This is a genomic window from Celeribacter halophilus (assembly GCF_900114135.1).
Taxonomy (GTDB): domain Bacteria; phylum Pseudomonadota; class Alphaproteobacteria; order Rhodobacterales; family Rhodobacteraceae; genus Celeribacter; species Celeribacter halophilus.
In genome coordinates this window covers 196,040-212,536 of record NZ_FORY01000001.1, presented here as the reverse complement: position 1 = coordinate 212,536, position 16,497 = coordinate 196,040, and the positions used below count along the sequence as shown (strand labels likewise).

Here is a 16,497-nt window from a genome sequence, read left to right as displayed (position 1 = left end):
CGCTTTGCATCAAGGCTCTGATATAATGTGACTTGGCGCCGATCCTGCAAGGACAAATTATGCACGAGGGGGCAGGCAGAAGCAGCGATGACGCCACGAAATGCGGCACAATTCCAAAGCGACCCGCGACGCAACATCACCTTGAACCCCGCCCGCAGCCGTGGCTATGGTCAATGAGAAGAACGGATTTAGGTTGCGAAACTGAACCGAGCGGTTTAGATGCGACGTGAGGGAGGGAGAAACCATGTCAGACCAACGTCTCACGTTCAAAGAAATGTGTTCGGAGTTCGATGTGACTCCACGCACCCTGCGGTATTACGAATATATCGAACTTCTGGCCCCCGAGAAGGAAGGCCGGTCCCGCTTTTACACGCCCCGCGAAGTGGCACGGATGAAGCTCATCCTGCGCGGGCGTAAATACGGGTTTTCTCTGGAAGAAATCCGCCAGTGGCTTTTGATCTACGAGAAAGAGGGCACCGCGGCTCAATCGCAAGCTTTTCTCGAACTGGCAGACCGTCAGCTCACAGCTCTCGAAGAACAGAAACGCGAGTTGGAACAGGCGATTGCGGAACTCAAGGAGTTGCGCGCGGAGACGGCCAAGAACGTCAAATCCTAAGCGGCGCAGGTTTGCGACGTTACGTTCCTCAGGTCGGATGCCCGACAACAAAGCCAGTTTACGACTCAGACGTCCGCGAAGTTCGCACCATTATGCGCACTTTTTGTCGTAAAAACCAAAGCGCTTTAATGCCTATAAACAGCAGAAACACATGCAATTTTAACGACTTTTACCAAATCGTTTGCAATGCCCTTTGCGAAAGAATATTTTCAAGATCGTCCAGAAGGCCCCTAGCGCCACAAACGTCATGACGAAGTGACGCCACGTTTCGATTAAAGAGGCCTCCCAGATAAGATTAGAGTGGTGCGAAGGCAAAGCTTCGCGCCGCAAAAAGGGGCACCACTTCCGGGCAACCGGATCACCCCAAGCGACGAGACCGGAGCACGCCGACGTGACGAAAGAGGTTATGACAATCCGCGAGATGTGTGACGCGTTCAATGTAACGCCCCGCACATTGCGCTTTTACGAAGCCAAGGAACTGCTGTTCCCGATCCGCGAGGGTCAGAAGCGGCTGTTCACCAAACGGGACAGGGCACGTTTGATCCTGATCCTGCGCGGCAAAAAATTTGGCTTCTCTCTGGAAGAGATCCGGCAGTTGCTGAATCTCTACTCGGAGGAAGACGGCGGAGAGGCACAGATGCGCAACACGTTGAAAGCGTATCATGTGAAGCTCGCGGAGATGGAGGCGCAAAAACAGGCGCTGACAGAGCTCATGACCGAACTGGAGGATGAAATCGGATTTGTCGAAAGGCGAATCGAGGGATTGAAACGCGACGGGTGACGAAAGGTCTCCTCGTGCGCTGAACGAAAGGGAGACACGCCATGCCGAGCTACACCGCTCCGACGAAAGACATTCAATATGTGCTGCACGAGGTGCTGAACATTTCCGGCTCCGACATTCCGGGATATTCGGATCTTGAGCCGGAATTTACCGAAGCCATTCTCGACGCTGCCGGACAACTGGCCTCTGATGTGATTGCGCCGCTGAACACCGTTGGCGATCAGGAAGGCTGCACCTTTGAAAACGGCGTCATCACCACACCGACCGGCTTCAAAGAAGCGTTCGAGCAAGTGAAAGAAGGCGGCTGGCCGGGGCTTGACCTGCCGGAAGAATATGGCGGTCAGGGCCTCCCCTATCTTATGAGCACCGCCGTGGGCGAGCTTTTCTCTGCCGCCAACCAGGCCTTCACCATGTATCAGGGCCTCACCCACGGGGCCGCATCGGCGATCCTTGTGCATGGCACAGAAGAGCAAAAAGCCACCTATCTGCCGAAAATGACCTCCTGTGAATGGACCGGCACGATGAACCTGACGGAGCCGCATTGCGGCACCGATCTGGGTCTCATGCGCACCAAGGCCGAGCCACAAGACGACGGGTCATACAAGATCACGGGACAGAAAATCTTCATCTCTGCCGGTGACCACGACATGTCCGAAAACGTGATCCATCTGGTTCTGGCGAAAATCCCCGGCGGGCCAGAAGGCATCAAAGGCGTCTCGCTTTTCATTGTGCCGAAGTTCAATGTGAACGCAGACGGTAGCGTGGGGTCCAGCAATGGCGTCTCGGTCGGCTCCATCGAAGAGAAAATGGGCATCCACGGCAACTCCACCTGCGTGATGAATTATGACGAAGCCAACGGCTATCTCTTGGGCGAAATGCACAAAGGTATGCGTGCCATGTTCACCATGATGAACGAGGCCCGTCTGGGCGTCGGCATGCAAGGGCTGGCACAGGCCGAAGCCGCCTATCAAAACGCCGTGATCTATGCGAAAGACCGTCTGCAAGGGCGCGCAGTGACCGGACCGGCCAATCCTGACGGGCCTGCCGATCCGTTGATCGTGCATCCGGACATCCGCCGCACCCTCATGGACCAGAAGAGCTTTATCGAGGGCGCACGCGCCTTCATGCTCTGGGGCGCAAACCTGATCGATCAGGCGCACCGCTCCGGCGATAAGGAAGCCGACGGCCTGATCTCCCTGATGACTCCGGTCCTCAAGGGCTTTCTCACCGACAAAGGCTATGAGGCCACAGTCAACGCACAACAGGTCTACGGCGGCCACGGTTATATCGAAGAATGGGGCATGTCCCAGTTCACCCGTGATGCACGGATCGCCATGATCTACGAAGGCGCGAACGGCGTGCAGGCGCTGGACCTTGTGGGCCGCAAACTGGCGCTGGACGGCGGCAAATACGTCATGGCCTTCTTCGATATGGTCAAAGGTTTCTGCAAGGAAAACAGCAACGACGATATGGCAGACTTCGTGGATCCGCTCAAAACGGCCTCGAAAGACCTCCAGAGCGCGGGCATGTTCTTTATGCAAAACGGCATGAAAAATCCGAATGCGGCGCTGTCCGGATCGTATGACTTCATGCATCTGTTCGGCTATGTCTGCCTTGGCCTGATGTGGGCACGGATGGCGAAAGTGTCGCTGGCCGCACTGGAGAACGGCACGGATGATCCCGAGTTCCACCAGAACAAGCTCACCACCGCGCGGTATTACATGGCCCGCCAGCTGCCGATGACCGGCACGCTTTTGAAGCGCATCGAATCCGGAGCCGATCCGGTGATGACTTTGCCCGCCGAGGCGTTCTAAGTTAGACCCGACCCGAGACATGAGGCCCCTGCCCTTGGCGGGGGCCTTTTTTATGCGCCCATGCGGCAAAATGACGGAGCGTAACCATGCCCAAACGGTTCAGAATGACGCGGCGTTTTCCTGTTTCCATGACGGAAGACGGGTATCGTCGACTTAGAAGTTTCGCGAGGGAGGCGGGACTCGACGAGGGAGAGGCGCTGTCTTTCCTGTTCGAGAATTTCAACTCCGTCACGGACGAAGAAAAACTGACGCACCGTTTGCGACTGTTCAATTCGGAGCTGGCACAGCGAAAACGCTAAGCCGGACACGGGACAGACAGGCAGCGGTTCAAACTGTCTCACTTGACGCTTTTACAGGTGGGACACAGTTAGCACTATGGACGGGCCCGAAGCGGGTCTTGAGGAGGATTGAATGACTGAAGCCTATATTTATGACGCCGTGCGCAGTCCGCGCGGCAAAGGGCGCAAGGACGGGAGCCTGCATGAGGTAACCTCGGCCGCGCTGTCTGCGAAAATTCTGAATGCGGTCAAAGAGCGCAACGGCCTTGACGGTCATGCGGTCGAAGACGTGATCTGGGGCAATGTCACACAGGTGGGCGAACAGGGCGGCTGTCTTGCACGGACCGCCGTTCTGGCCTCCGACCTTGACGAGTCGATCCCCGGCCTCGCCATCAACCGCTTTTGCGCATCCGGCATGGAAGCTGTGAACATTGCCGCCAACCAGATCAAAGGTGGCGCGGGCATGGGCTATATTGCCGGTGGCGTCGAAATGATGGGCCGTGTGCCGATGGGCTCTGACGGAGCGGCGATTGCCGTGGACCCGAGTCTGGCCATGAAAACCTATTTCGTGCCGCAGGGCATTTCCGCGGACATCATCGCCACTCAATACGGGTTCACCCGCGAAGAAGCCGATGCGCTGGCCGTCCAGTCGCAAAACCGCGCCGAAGCCGCGTGGAAAGACAACCGCTTTGCCAAGTCCATCGTGCCGATCACGGATCAGAACGGTCTGACCATTCTGGACCGCGACGAATACATGCGTCCGGGCACCACGGTTGAAGCACTCGGCAATCTCAAGGCGTCCTTCAAGGATATGGGCGAGAGCATGCCGGGCTTCGACAAGGTTGCGTTGATGAAATATCCGCATCTTGAGAAGATCAACCACATCCACCACGCCGGCAACTCCTCCGGCATCGTGGACGGGGCGGCGGCTGTGCTGATCGGCAACAAGGAATTCGGGGAGAAATGGGGCCTCAAACCCCGCGCCCGTATTCGCGCCACCGCGAAAATCGGCACCGATCCGACGATCATGCTCACCGGTCCGGTTCCGGTCACGCAGAAAATCCTCGCCGACAACGGCATGACCATCAATGACATCGACCTGTTCGAAGTGAACGAAGCCTTCGCCGCTGTGGTCATGCGCTTCATGCAGGCCTTTGACGTGGACGAGAACAAAGTGAACGTCAACGGCGGGGCTATCGCAATGGGCCACCCGCTGGGCGCGACGGGGGCGATGATCATCGGGACAGTGCTTGACGAGTTGGAGCGCACCGGCAAAGGCGTGGGTCTTGCCACGCTGTGCATCGCATCCGGCATGGGTGCCGCCACCATCATCGAACGCGTGTAAGGGAGACGAGAACCATGACCGATTTTCACTATTCCGTAGACGCCGATGGCGTGGCAACGATCACCTGGGATCTCCCGAACAAAAGCATGAACGTGCTGTCGATGGAGGGGATCAAGGAATTTGACGCCTGTATCGACAAGGCACTTGGCGACGACGCCGTCAAAGGCATCATCGTCACCTCCGGCAAGGATACATTTGCCGGCGGGATGGACCTCAACATCATCGCACGGATGAAAGAAGAGGCCGGAGACGAGCCAGCCAAGGGGTTGTTTGAAGGGCTGATGTCCATGCATGCGATCCTGCGCAAACTCGAACGCGCGGGCATGGACCCGAAAACCAACAAAGGCGGAAAGCCTGTGGCCTGCGCCATGCCGGGCACGGGGCTTGGCATCGGGCTTGAAATCCCGCTGGCCTGTCACCGCATCTTTGTGGCCGACAATCCCAAGGCCAAGATCGGCCTGCCGGAAATCAAGGTCGGCATCTTCCCCGGCATGGGCGGCACCACCCGCGTCTCGCGTCTGTTGGGCGCTATGGCTGCGGCACCGATCCTGCTTGAAGGCAAGCTGATGGATCCGAAAAAGGCCAAATCTTCGGGGATCGTCCACGAAGTTGTGGAACCCTCCGAGCTTCTGGCCAAGGCCAAAGACTGGGTTTTGAACGCCAAGGATGCGGATATTGTCAAACCGTGGGACGCGAAGGGTTGGAAAATGCCCGGCGGCGCGCCCTATCATCCGGCGGGTTTCATGACTTTTGTCGGCGCCTCCGCCATGGTCCACGGCAACACCCAAGGCGTCTATCCGGCGGCCAAGGCCCTGTTGTCTGCGGTCTATGAAGGCGCGATGGTGCCCTTTGATACTGCAATCAAGATCGAGGCGCGCTGGTTCACAAATGTGCTGATGAACCCGTCCTCCTCCAACATGATCCGTTCTCTGTTCATCAACAAGGAAGCCTTGGAAAAAGGCGCGAACCGTCCTGCCGTTGATGACCAGACGGTCAAGAAAGTCGGCGTTCTCGGCGCGGGCATGATGGGCGCGGGCATTGCCTATGTCTCTGCCAATGCAGGCATTGAAGTCGTGCTGATCGACCAGAAACAGGAGGCGGCGGACAAGGGGAAATCCTATTCCGAAACCATCCTCGACAAAGGCATCTCCCGCAAAAAGGTGACGCCGGAGAAGAAAGAAGAGGTCTTGGGCCGTATCCTTGCGACCACCGATCTCGACGCGCTCAAGGGTTGTGACCTGATCATCGAGGCCGTCTTTGAGGACATCGGCGTGAAGGCGGAGATGACCAAAAAGGTCGAAGCCATCGTGGACGAGAACTGCATCTTTGCATCCAACACCTCGACCCTGCCGATCTCGGAGCTGGCCAAAGCTTCCGTGCGACCCGATCAGTTCATCGGCATCCACTTCTTTAGTCCGGTGGACAAGATGCTTCTGGTCGAGATCATCAAAGGCAAGCAGACCGGTGATGTCGCCGTGGCCAAGGCGCTCGACTATGTGCGCCAGATCCGCAAAACCCCGATCGTCGTCAATGACGCGCGGTTCTTCTATGCCAACCGCTGCATCATCCCCTACATCAACGAAGGGGTGCGCATGGCCGCCGAAGGTGTTGACCTGCCGCTCATCGAGAATGCCGCGAAACTTCTGGGCTTCCCGCTCGGGCCGCTTCAGCTGATCGACGAGACCTCCATTGATCTCGGCGTGAAAATCGCCAAGGCAACCAAAGCCGCTATGGGCGACGACTATCCCGACGAGGCTGTGGACGAGGTGGTTTTCTGGATGTTCGATCAAGGGCGTCTGGGTAAAAAAGCGGGCGCCGGTTTCTACGACTACGACGAGAAGGGCAAACGCGGGCTGCTTTGGAAGGGCTTCACGGATGAATTCCCTGCCGCCGACGCCCAACCCGATCTCGACGAAGTGCAGCATCGTCTGATGATGGCACAGGTTCTGGAAGCCGTGCGTGCGCTTGAGGATGGCGTGTTGACCGACATCCGCGAAGGTGACGTGGGTGCGATCCTCGGCTGGGGCTTTGCTCCTTGGTCCGGCGGACCGTTTGCATGGCTCGACATCATCGGTGCCGCGAAAGCTGTGGAGATTTGCGACAATCTCACCGCCACCCACGGGCCGCGTTTCAAGACACCGGAGCTGCTGCGTGATCTGGCAAAGAGTGGCGAGACCTTCTACGGGCGTTTCGGCACAGGCAAGGACAGCAAGGCCGCCTGATCTAGGCCACCACCACCACGATCAAGCCCTCCCATTCGGGAGGGCTTTTTCATGCGTTTTAAAGGGGAGGCAACTTCAAGACACCCCTACAAACATGAAAAGACCCGCGCACTCCCCATGCGCGGGCCCCTCCCGGCCTCATCCCGAAAGCCTAAACGAATTTCAGACGACAGTTGACTGCGTTTGCGATGGCATTTCCGGCCTGCGCATCGTCACACCACCATCTGCGCCCTGCTGGGCCAACGCAGCCACAAACATACGCGACAGGGTCAGCGGCAACGCCTCATAGCGTGGCGCAACGCAGGCGTCAGACGCGCCTCCCTTGGCAGGACAATAAAACAACGCGCCGATATTGCCGAACACAACCTGTTCCGTATCAAAATGCAGGGCCACGACCTCGACAGGAATATCAGCACAGAGACGATCAATCCCCTTGTAGCCCTCAAGCGCCCGCGCTGGGATCAGGGTAAAAGGATCTCCAAATGTCGCCTCGCTGGAATCGCTCTCCATCATCACCGGCTGATCCGGCAGCAAAATAAGCCCCGTGCGATTCCCCAAAGCTCCCTCCGGCACATCGAGCGGCCAGAATTCCTCAGGCGTCAAATGCGGCTCTTGATAGGTCCAGCGACGAGACACCTTGCGCACGGTTTGCAATCCGTCATCAAAGGTCAGAACCTTGTCTCCGGCCTGCAATGCCTCTACATCGCGCCAACCTATTTCCGTGGCAACCTTTGTGCCTGCAATAAGACCGGAGGTGAGCAACGTATGGCTGTCAGAGAGTGCCCCGTCCCAAGCGCCCGACCGTTCATTGGCGTCGCAGGCCAGCTCTTTGCGAAACATATCGCGTAACTTTATCATCGCAGCATTCCTATTCTGATAGGCACAAATTCGGAGAGCAGTCCGAGGTCTTCGTTCAATACAAATAATAAGAAGGTAAAAGATGGGGTCACAGTTCGACGCGATTGGGTCTCAAATGAGGCACTGGCCACAAATGATAATATATCGTGAAAATTTGACCTAATTGTCTCCGCAAAGAAGACAAATCGCATTTTCCCGCAGCCGCGAGCCGCCATTTCTGCGCCTTTCACCTCCTAAACTTCGCACAAAAACGGTAACTCAGACGCCGATTCTCTCTATACGCTCCCCCTGCGCTGTCGAATCACGCGAAACGATAGTCGAACCGCGCAATATCCTCTGCCGCGATTCGAGCTACTAACTCTGCATCAGCATCGGAGTAATATTCGCGAAAATCACGCGCCCGTCGCGATGCATTGAGTGGTGTAATCGGTGACAGGTTGAACCCCAGATGCTCCCAAAGCGGCGCGAGATCTTCGTCCAGCGATTCAAGACGCAGATAGAGGTCTGCGCGCTCCACGCCTGCGCCGTCCCGCATATAGGCGCTGGACGGCATCGACAGGCTTTTCACCGTCTGCGGGTCATTCAGAAAATCCGAAAATTCCGTAGCTTTGGCCAAACGAACCGCCGAATGATCAAAACTTTGTTCTCTGAGCCAATGGTAATAGGATACAAACCGGTCCCAAGGATTGCGCACCAAAGTGAAGGTAAAGTGATCCGCGAAGGCCTCCCGCGCAACCAGCCCTTCGATGTCACACAGGCGTGAATGTTTCCACAACCGCCCCGCTGCCGTGAGCTTTTTGACCCGTGCGCGCCGACGGACCGCTTTCGGCGTGTCGCCAATAAGAATGTCATCCGCCATGGCACGGGATTCCAGCGCTTGCGTCAGCGCTGTGCCCCCCGTTTTGGGGATATGAACAAAGATATAACGGCGTCCGGGCGAAATGATCATGGAGAAATCGTAAAGCCTTTTGTCTTCTCTTCCCAGAGCGATTGTCGCGCGGCACGTTCCGCGATAGATTGCCCCGAACAACAAAGAAAAGAGCAGGCTGCGCATGATCGCGCTCACGGAATTCGAACGGCTCGAAGCCACCGGTCTCTGGCTTCCCGAAGGGGAAAGCCAGCGTCGCTCCGTGATCATCTCTCTGGGCGAGGCCACCCTGACGATCAGCGAATCCCGCACGGACGGGCGCGCGCTGACGCATTGGTCCCTGCCCGCCATCGAACGCATCACCGACGAAGGGGAAGTCCCCGCCCGCTACCGCCCTGCTCCCGACAGCAGCGAGGAGCTGGAGATCGACGATACGTTGATGATTGACGCCATCACGCGCATCCGGCGTGCCATCGACCGCGCCCGCCCGCATCCCGGACGGTTGCGCGGGCTGATTTTCGGGTTAGGCGCAGCGGCCGTGCTGGCACTGGGTGCCTTCTGGCTCCCCGGTGCGCTGATCCGGCAAGCGGTCTCTATCGTCCCCCCCGCCACACGCTCCGAAATCGGACAGGAGCTTCTGGATCGGATCAAACGGCTGTCGGGGGCTCCCTGTGACACGGTGCATGGCGCACAGGCGCTGAATAAATTGAAGGCCCGCCTCATCCCCGGGAGTGGCGGACAAATCGTTGTCCTCACCAGCGGCGTGGCGGTGTCCCAACATCTCCCCGGCCAAATCATCCTCCTGAATCGCGCTGTGGTGGAAGATTACGAAGATCCCGATGTGGCCGCAGGCTATGTGCTCGCAGAGCTTGTGCGGGCGCAGGAGCAAGACCCGCTTGAGCGGTTGTTGCGGGAGGCAGGGCTGACCAGTTCGATCCGGCTTTTGACCACAGGTCACATCCCGCCCGAAATGCTCGACGCCCATGCCGAGAGCCTTTTGACGATGGTGCAGCCCCCTGTTCCCGAGGCCCCTCTCATCGCCGCCTTCGCCAAGGCACAGGTCCATAGCGCCCCCTATGCCTATGCACGCGACATCACCGGCGCATCGGTCCTGCCGCTGATCGAGGCGGACGGCGTCCAGATCGAGACCACCCGCCTCGTTCTGTCAGATGGAGACTGGGTCGCACTTCAGGGCGTATGCGGCGGATAAAACCACCCCCTAGAAACAAGAATACCCCCGCCGTATGCGGGGGTTTCTTTTTTATTGGTCTGCCTCGTTAACTCAACGCTATTTGCGTGCGAATGCGTCCCCGTAGCCTGCGCCTTTGACAGCAGACAGAGCGGACAGTGTTTGCTCGGGCCGGGCAAATGGACCGGCCAGAACAATCTTCAAAGGTTTCCCGCCACGGTGCAGAATTTGCGACGAAACGGGATACCCCATAGCCGAGAGCCGTGAAATCGAGCGCTCGGCATTTTCAGGCACGCCAAAGGTGCCCACCTGAACATAGCGCAAAGCCTGCGCCGTTTGTGTTGGCACAGAGGGACTCTGCACCGTTTGAGGCCGCACTTGAGCCGCAAGCGGCGTGCGCAGTGGAGCCTCGGATTTGGTCGAAATCTGGACAGGGTTCGCATCATGAGCCGCATGCGCCGTCACCGTGGTGCGCGACTTGACGGAGGTGCCGAACAGCCATTCCCAGAAGGTCCGTTTGCGCGGCGCGTAGATGCCGTAAGCGGGCGAGGTCTGGGTCCAGACCTGAGCCATCTGGAGATCACCGCGCGCGCTCACAGGGCCTCGATACGGATTGAGCCGCCCGTCATCCCATGCGCGGCTGTATCCCTCAGGCAAACCGATCCCCACCGGACGCGGCAAAGCGGTTGCATCCATGCCTGCCGCCCGTGCAACAGCCACCTGATGCGTGCTCCGGCTGGACAAGCGCCTCTGCGCCTGACGTTTCACATACTCGGACGGATGCACCGCCTGCGGCCCACACCGCACAGCATAGCGCCCGTTCGTGTTCATATATTGCATCGCATTGCCCGAAAGCCCTGCGCATTGCGTCATGGCATCTGCTTGCGTGACCGAGGCCACCCGCACCGTTTCCGGCATCGCAACTGGCGGCAAAGATTCCGGTGCCGGCACAGGCGCGGCGCGTTTGACCGGAACCCGCACGAGCGTCGGCTCTGTTGTGGTCATGCGCCCGCCATCAGCGGTCCGCACGGTTACACCCGCAGGCAGACGTTTCAGGATATATTCCACCGTCTCTGTCGCACAGCGCAACTGGCCATCAGAGACAGAGGCCACACAGCCCTGCTCCCCGACGGTCTTGCCAGCAAGCTGCTCCAAAGGTGGCAAGTCGGGCTGTTTCGGCGCGGGCGCGGGTTTGGGCGCCACAGGTTTCGGAGCAACCTCAACCGAAGGCGTCACAGCCGCGGCCTGAACCGTGGATCTTTTCTGCGCAGCAGGTGTCACAACAGGCTTTGTCGCCTCTGCAACGGTCGTGACCTGAGTAGACGCACTTGGCTTAGGGTCGGGGACCACTGGCAGGGCATCATCGATATTGGCGAATGTCGGCTTAAAACCGCAAAGCACCTTACGATCCCGCGTCACCCGCGGCACCCACTGCACAGCGGCATCTGTGCCCGCACGCACGAAGACACAGCCACGGCTATCAACATATTGCGTCCCGTTAAAGGACACCGGCGGAAACTCCGCCGGATGATCTGCATTATAAAGCGTGCGCGCCGATGCATCGGACAAACCGACAGTAGACACGCCCAATGTCGCTATTACGGCTGCGACGGAAATCGTTTTCAAACCCTGCATTATGTGGCCCCACACAAGATGTAGTGTTCAGCCTAACGCAGAACTGATTCGCTGTTAAGAGGCAAATCGCTTATTTTGTGCCAAACATGCGATCCCCCGCATCCCCGAGGCCCGGAATGATGTAGCCTTGCGCATTCAGACTCTCATCCACGGATGCCGTGACGATCGGAACATCCGGATGCGCCTCTTTCATACGCTTGATCCCTTCGGGCGCGGCCAGCAGGCAAAGGAAGCGAATGTTGGTCGCTCCGGCTTCTTTCAGCTTGTCGATGGCCGCAACCGAGGAATTGCCCGTGGCCAGCATCGGGTCAACTGCGATCACAAGGCGATCTCCAAGGTCTTCGGGCACTTTGAAATAATATTCCACCGGCTGAAGCGTTTCCTCGTCGCGATACAACCCGACAAATCCAACACGCGCCGAAGGCACCAGTTCGAGAATGCCGTCCAGAAACCCGTTGCCCGCACGCAGAATGGAGATCAGCGCCATTTTCTTCCCGTCCAGCGTCGGAGCCTGCATGGTTTGCATCGGGGTTTCGATGGTCTTTTCGGTCATATCCAGTTCGCGCGTGACCTCATAGGCCAGAAGCAGAGAGATTTCGCGCAGCAACTGACGGAAGCCTGCGGTTGAGGTCTCTTTGTCGCGCATGATCGTCAGCTTATGCTGAACAAGCGGGTGGGTCACAACGGTCAGGTGGTCAAGCATCAGGTGTCTCCAGTTTCTTTGCGACCGCCTCGCGCGTCGCGTTATCGCAAAATGCCGCGTCCAGCGCGGTTGTGTTCAATGCCACAAAATCCGCCTCTTCCCAACCAAAAGTCTCGGCGAGATTGTCGAATTCAGAGCGCATGGTGGAATGGAAGAACGGCGGGTCGTCTGTGGACACGGTGACTTTCACACCGCGTTCGCGCAGCTTGGCAATCGGATGGTCCGACCACTTGGCATAGACGCCCAGCGCCACGTTGGAGCCGGGGCAGACCTCCAGAACAACACCGGCCTCGGCAAGTTCGTCGACCAGCCCAAGGTCCTCAATGGCCCGCACACCGTGACCGATACGCTCGACTTTCAGATCGCGAATGGCGTCGCGCACACTCTCCGGCCCGCCCCATTCGCCCGCATGCGTGGTGAGCCGAAGTCCCGCCTCGCGTGCCATATCGAACGCATATTTGAAATCGCCCTGCTTCCCCATAGCCTCGTCGCCGCCCATGCCGAACCCCGTAACGAAATCGCCCACGGTTTCTTGCGCACATTGGGCGGTTTTCTTCGCCTGATCCGGCCCGAAATGGCGCACGCAGGTCGGGATCGCACGCATCACGATACCGGCCTCGCGCTCCATCTCGTCGGCGGCCTGCTTGATCGCGGCAAGGTAGTCCGCCCACGCCGCCACATCACCACCACCACAGAAATCGGGGGCAAGGAAACTCTCGGTATAAACCACATTGGAGGCCACGCTTTCTTCGAGAACCGCGCGGGTCAGGCGATAGTAATCCTGCGGCGTTTTCAGAACAGAGGTTGCCGCCTCATAGACCCTCAGAAAATCCCAGAAGTCCTTATATTTATATGCGCCCCTCTCGTCGAAAATGCCCGAGAGATCGGCTTTTTTCTCGGCCGCCAAGCCACGAATGAACGCAGGCGGCGCAGCCCCCTCAAGATGCATGTGCAACTCGATTTTCGGCAGATCGGTTATACTCACAGAAAACTCCTTCCCGGACCTTCGGCTTCAATTCCCAGATGGTCGGCCAGAGACGCCGCCACATCGGAAAACGCCACAGGACCGATCGCTTTGAGACCAAGGCCATAGCCCAGCACTGGCACCTGCTCGCGGGTATGGTCTGTGCCGGTCCATGTCGGATCATTGCCATGGTCGGCGGTGAAAATCAGCAGATCGCCCTCCCGTGCTCGCTCGAACAGGCGCGGCATCTGGGCATCGAACCATTCAAGATGACGGGCATATCCGGAGACATCGCGGCGGTGACCATAGAGGCTGTCGAACTCGACGAAATTGGCGAAGGTGAAAGACCCGTCCGGCGCCTCATCCATCACATCGCACAGATGATCGAAAAGCACCCTGTCCGTGCCCTTGCGCACCTCGTCCAAGCCTTGCATAGAAAAAATATCGCCAATCTTGCCCACCGCATAGGTCGCGCGCCCAGCCGCTTTCGCCCAGTCGCAGATCGTCGGGCTTGGTGGTGCAATCGCATAGTCGTGGCGGTTGCCCGTGCGTGTGAACCCCTCCTTCGGCGATCCGACAAAAGGCCGCGCGATCACACGGCCGATTTTCATCGCGTGCAAAGTGGGCGCGAGGTCTGCGCAAAGTTTCAGCAACCGCTCCAACCCGAAATGCTCTTCATGCGCGGCAATCTGGAACACACTGTCCGCAGAGGTGTAGCAAATCGGCCAGCCGGTCTCGATATGCTGTGCGCCGAACGTCTTGATGACCTCCGTGCCGGAAGCATGACAATTCGCCAAGGTGCCCCCTGCCCCGCACAATGCGGCAGTCTGTTCCATCAGGTCCTGCGGGAAAGCAGGGTGTTCATCAGGAAAATAATGCCAGTCCCACGGCACAGGCACACCGGCCAGCTCCCAATGCCCTGACGGCGTGTCCTTGCCGCGTGAAATCTCGGCGGCGACCCCGTAGAGCCCTTCCGGCATGGCTTCCAACCCCGGTGCCGGATCAGAAGTAGCATGTGCCATCGCCGCACCCAGCCCCAGCGCATCCAGATTGGGCAAATGCAAAGGACCGCTGCGCCCGTCTTCAGCGCGACCTTCGGCACAGGCCTGCGCAATATGGGCAATCGTGTTGGCCCCCGTGTCAGGGCGGTCGCCGTTGAAAAACCTGTCCGCGTCCGGCGCACCGCCAAGCCCCACGGAATCCATCACAATCAAAAATGCCCTGCTCATACCGTTACCTTTTCGTAAATCAATGGCGGCTCGTCGGGGGCGGTCTCGCCCAGTCGGATCGCCGCACGGATTGCGGCCTCGGCCTGATCGGCATCCTCCGCGGTTTTGGCGTGAATGGTTGCCACCAGACTGTCCGCATCGAGATATTCCCCGATCATACAGCAATTGGAAAGCCCGACAGCCGGATCGATCTTTTCACCGCCTTTCAGACGCCCGCCTCCCAGATGCACCACAACCATGCCAAGCGCATGGCCGTCCATAGCGCAGACATAGCCCGGTTGCCCTGCCATCACGTCGCGCACCACAGGGGCAGACGGCAAACGATCCCGCCAATGATCGACGAAATCCGCAGGCCCGCCCAACTCGGAAATCATCTGGCCAAAGCGCTCCGCCGCCGAGCCATCCGTCAATGTGTCTCGCACCGCCCATGTGGCGCGCTCTACATCTTCGGCCAGCCCCGCCAGCACCAGAAGCTCACCGCCCAAAGCGCAAGTGACATCGCAGAGGATATTGTCCACCTCCCCCGTGGTCAGCGCCTCCATCACCGTCATGACCTCAAGCGCATTGCCCAAAGACGGGCACAGGGGCTGGTTCATATCGGTAATAAGGGCAGAGGTTTTACAACCCGCCCCGTTTGCCGTGGTCACAAGCGATTGTGCCAAAGCGCGCGCATCCTCCACCGTGGTCATGAACGCACCGGAGCCGCATTTGACATCCAGCACCAGCGCCTCAAGCCCCGCGGCCAGTTTCTTCGACAGGATCGAGGCTGTAATCAGATCAATGCTCTCGACCGTGCCAGTGACATCGCGGATCGCATAGAGCCGCTTGTCCGCAGGCGCAATAGAGCCGGAGGCCGAGACGATTGCACAACCGACACGCTCGACAATCTCGTGGAACCGCGCGTCACTGACTTCGGTTTTCAACCCCGGAATGGCTTCCAGCTTGTCCAGCGTCCCGCCTGTGTGACCAAGCCCGCGCCCCGAAACCATCGGCACGCAAGCCCCCATCGCCGCCAGCGCAGGAGCCAGCAGTAGCGAGACGCAATCACCAACGCCGCCGGTGGAGTGTTTGTCGATGGCAGGCGCAGGCAAATCCCAGCGCATGACATCGCCACTATCGCGCATCGCCAAGGTCAACGCCACACGGTCCGGGTCCGACATGCCGTTCAAAAGCGCCGCCATCGCGAAAGCTCCGGCCTGCGCATCAGTCACCGCTCCGGAGGCCAGCCCTTGCGCAAAGGCGTTCAGCTCCGCCGGCTCAAGCGGGCGCTTGTCCCGCAGTTTTTCGATGATCTGGCGCGCGTCCATGCTCAATCCATATGATCCGTTGTGAAAGCACCGGGCAGCAATTCCCCTACGGTCAGGGTCAGCACCTTGCCCGTGCGCGACATCATCGACACTTTGACATCCGCATCTGCAAATTCGCGGATTTTCTGGCGGCACCCGCCACAGGGCGGCACAGGCTCGTCACTGTCTCCGATCACAGCCACTTCGGCAATCTTGGTTTCCCCACCCAGAACCATCGCCGCGATGGCCCCTGCTTCGGCACAGGTGCCTTCAGGGTAGGCCGCATTCTCGACATTCACCCCCGTATACACGGCCCCGGACGCTGTGCGGATCGCGGCACCAACACGAAAGTTCGAATAGGGCGCATAGGCCTGCGGTTGCGCCTTGGCGGCTTCATCCAGAAGAGACATGATCACCTCGTTTTTGACGGTTTGGTCAAGATTGCGTCGGGCGTCCTCCGGATGCAAGCATGATGCGGCCCTTACAAAGACAATCGCCGTTCAAAACAGCATTTTGACAATCCACAGGCGAAGATTTGCCCGAATATCATCTTTCTGTGTTGTTTTGCCTCTATTGCCCTCTTGCACCAGCCCCCTCGGGAAGCGTAGAGCCTTGGGCAAACCGGAGCGCGACGTGGGGTCTTTAATTTAGTTCAATGCTAAACTACCCTTCCCGAGTTCGCCCGACGACCGCAACAGACAGGATAGAG

At 58.7% G+C, this 16,497-nt stretch carries 15 protein-coding genes; 7 read left to right on the top strand and 8 right to left on the bottom strand.

Going from position 1 to position 16,497, the window contains the following annotated elements; translation table 11 throughout:
- Positions 1–244 precede the first annotated feature (244 nt).
- The 6 genes from BM152_RS00990 (at position 245) to BM152_RS00965 (ending at position 7,056) form a co-directional block, all read left to right on the top strand.
- Entirely contained in the window at positions 245–616 is a 372-nt protein-coding gene (locus BM152_RS00990; RefSeq protein WP_066603288.1) for a MerR family transcriptional regulator, read from the top strand.
- A gap of 391 nt (positions 617–1,007) precedes the next feature.
- Positions 1,008–1,397, top strand: a complete 390-nt coding sequence (locus BM152_RS00985) for a MerR family transcriptional regulator (protein ID WP_066603284.1) — start codon at positions 1,008–1,010, stop codon at positions 1,395–1,397.
- Positions 1,398–1,438: 41 nt separating this feature from the next.
- Positions 1,439–3,211, top strand: a complete 1,773-nt coding sequence (locus BM152_RS00980) for an acyl-CoA dehydrogenase C-terminal domain-containing protein (protein ID WP_066603281.1) — start codon at positions 1,439–1,441, stop codon at positions 3,209–3,211.
- Positions 3,212–3,297: 86 nt separating this feature from the next.
- Complete coding sequence (locus BM152_RS00975; RefSeq protein ID WP_066603279.1) at positions 3,298–3,510, top strand: hypothetical protein; 213 nt, start codon at positions 3,298–3,300, stop codon at positions 3,508–3,510.
- A gap of 112 nt (positions 3,511–3,622) precedes the next feature.
- Positions 3,623–4,834 (top strand): acetyl-CoA C-acetyltransferase, encoded by a 1,212-nt coding sequence (locus BM152_RS00970; RefSeq protein ID WP_066603276.1) that lies wholly within the window; start codon positions 3,623–3,625, stop codon positions 4,832–4,834.
- A gap of 14 nt (positions 4,835–4,848) precedes the next feature.
- Positions 4,849–7,056, top strand: a complete 2,208-nt coding sequence (locus BM152_RS00965; RefSeq protein WP_066603272.1) for a 3-hydroxyacyl-CoA dehydrogenase NAD-binding domain-containing protein — start codon at positions 4,849–4,851, stop codon at positions 7,054–7,056.
- 162 nt (positions 7,057–7,218) lie between these two features.
- Here BM152_RS00965 and BM152_RS00960 read toward each other — a convergent pair whose 3' ends face one another.
- Both BM152_RS00960 and BM152_RS00955 read right to left on the bottom strand, forming a co-directional pair.
- Positions 7,219–7,914, bottom strand: a complete 696-nt coding sequence (locus BM152_RS00960; protein WP_082715358.1) for a Hint domain-containing protein — start codon at positions 7,912–7,914, stop codon at positions 7,219–7,221.
- A gap of 301 nt (positions 7,915–8,215) precedes the next feature.
- Positions 8,216–8,863 (bottom strand): sulfotransferase family 2 domain-containing protein, encoded by a 648-nt coding sequence (locus BM152_RS00955; RefSeq protein WP_066603736.1) that lies wholly within the window; start codon positions 8,861–8,863, stop codon positions 8,216–8,218.
- A 103-nt stretch (positions 8,864–8,966) separates the two neighbouring features.
- Here BM152_RS00955 and BM152_RS00950 point away from each other — a divergent pair, with 103 nt between their 5' ends.
- Positions 8,967–9,992: a hypothetical protein gene (locus BM152_RS00950; RefSeq protein WP_066603269.1), complete on the top strand. Its 1,026-nt coding sequence runs from the start codon at positions 8,967–8,969 to the stop codon at positions 9,990–9,992.
- A gap of 78 nt (positions 9,993–10,070) precedes the next feature.
- On the opposite strand, the gene BM152_RS00945 is transcribed toward BM152_RS00950, so the two are convergent.
- The 6 genes from BM152_RS00945 to BM152_RS00920 all read right to left on the bottom strand — a co-directional run bounded on the left by BM152_RS00945 (position 10,071) and on the right by BM152_RS00920 (position 16,255).
- A complete protein-coding gene (locus tag BM152_RS00945) occupies positions 10,071–11,606 on the bottom strand; it encodes an SPOR domain-containing protein (protein ID WP_066603267.1) in 1,536 nt (511 codons plus the stop codon).
- A 70-nt stretch (positions 11,607–11,676) separates the two neighbouring features.
- The gene (gene upp / locus BM152_RS00940; protein ID WP_066603265.1) at positions 11,677–12,309 is read right to left on the bottom strand and encodes a uracil phosphoribosyltransferase; all 633 of its coding nucleotides are present in this window, start codon (positions 12,307–12,309) and stop codon (positions 11,677–11,679) included.
- Positions 12,302–13,294, bottom strand: coding sequence for an adenosine deaminase (locus BM152_RS00935; protein ID WP_066603263.1), 993 nt, complete (start codon positions 13,292–13,294; stop codon positions 12,302–12,304). The genes upp and BM152_RS00935 overlap by 8 nt, the downstream gene beginning before the upstream one ends.
- A complete protein-coding gene (locus BM152_RS00930; protein WP_066603262.1) occupies positions 13,291–14,502 on the bottom strand; it encodes a phosphopentomutase in 1,212 nt (403 codons plus the stop codon). The genes BM152_RS00935 and BM152_RS00930 overlap by 4 nt, the downstream gene beginning before the upstream one ends.
- Complete coding sequence (locus BM152_RS00925; RefSeq protein WP_066603260.1) at positions 14,499–15,809, bottom strand: thymidine phosphorylase; 1,311 nt, start codon at positions 15,807–15,809, stop codon at positions 14,499–14,501. Before BM152_RS00925 ends, BM152_RS00930 begins: the two co-directional genes overlap by 4 nt.
- 2 nt (positions 15,810–15,811) lie before the next feature.
- A complete protein-coding gene (locus BM152_RS00920; protein ID WP_074913880.1) occupies positions 15,812–16,255 on the bottom strand; it encodes a cytidine deaminase in 444 nt (147 codons plus the stop codon).
- Between the last annotated feature and the right edge of the window lie 242 nt (positions 16,256–16,497).

Bases quoted from the DNA above. Each gene is read 5' to 3' on its own strand.
- BM152_RS00990 (WP_066603288.1), top strand. From the start codon at position 245: ATGTCAGACCAACGTCTCACGTTCAAAGAAATGTGTTCGGAGTTCGAT.
- BM152_RS00980 (WP_066603281.1), top strand. From the start codon at position 1,439: ATGCCGAGCTACACCGCTCCGACGAAAGACATTCAATATGTGCTGCAC.
- BM152_RS00975 (WP_066603279.1), top strand. From the start codon at position 3,298: ATGCCCAAACGGTTCAGAATGACGCGGCGTTTTCCTGTTTCCATGACG.
- BM152_RS00970 (WP_066603276.1), top strand. From the start codon at position 3,623: ATGACTGAAGCCTATATTTATGACGCCGTGCGCAGTCCGCGCGGCAAA.
- BM152_RS00965 (WP_066603272.1), top strand. From the start codon at position 4,849: ATGACCGATTTTCACTATTCCGTAGACGCCGATGGCGTGGCAACGATC.
- BM152_RS00960 (WP_082715358.1), bottom strand. From the start codon at position 7,914: ATGATAAAGTTACGCGATATGTTTCGCAAAGAGCTGGCCTGCGACGCC.
- BM152_RS00955 (WP_066603736.1), bottom strand. From the start codon at position 8,863: ATGATCATTTCGCCCGGACGCCGTTATATCTTTGTTCATATCCCCAAA.
- BM152_RS00950 (WP_066603269.1), top strand. From the start codon at position 8,967: ATGATCGCGCTCACGGAATTCGAACGGCTCGAAGCCACCGGTCTCTGG.
- BM152_RS00945 (WP_066603267.1), bottom strand. From the start codon at position 11,606: ATGCAGGGTTTGAAAACGATTTCCGTCGCAGCCGTAATAGCGACATTG.
- upp (WP_066603265.1), bottom strand. From the start codon at position 12,309: ATGCTTGACCACCTGACCGTTGTGACCCACCCGCTTGTTCAGCATAAG.
- BM152_RS00930 (WP_066603262.1), bottom strand. From the start codon at position 14,502: ATGAGCAGGGCATTTTTGATTGTGATGGATTCCGTGGGGCTTGGCGGT.
- BM152_RS00925 (WP_066603260.1), bottom strand. From the start codon at position 15,809: ATGGACGCGCGCCAGATCATCGAAAAACTGCGGGACAAGCGCCCGCTT.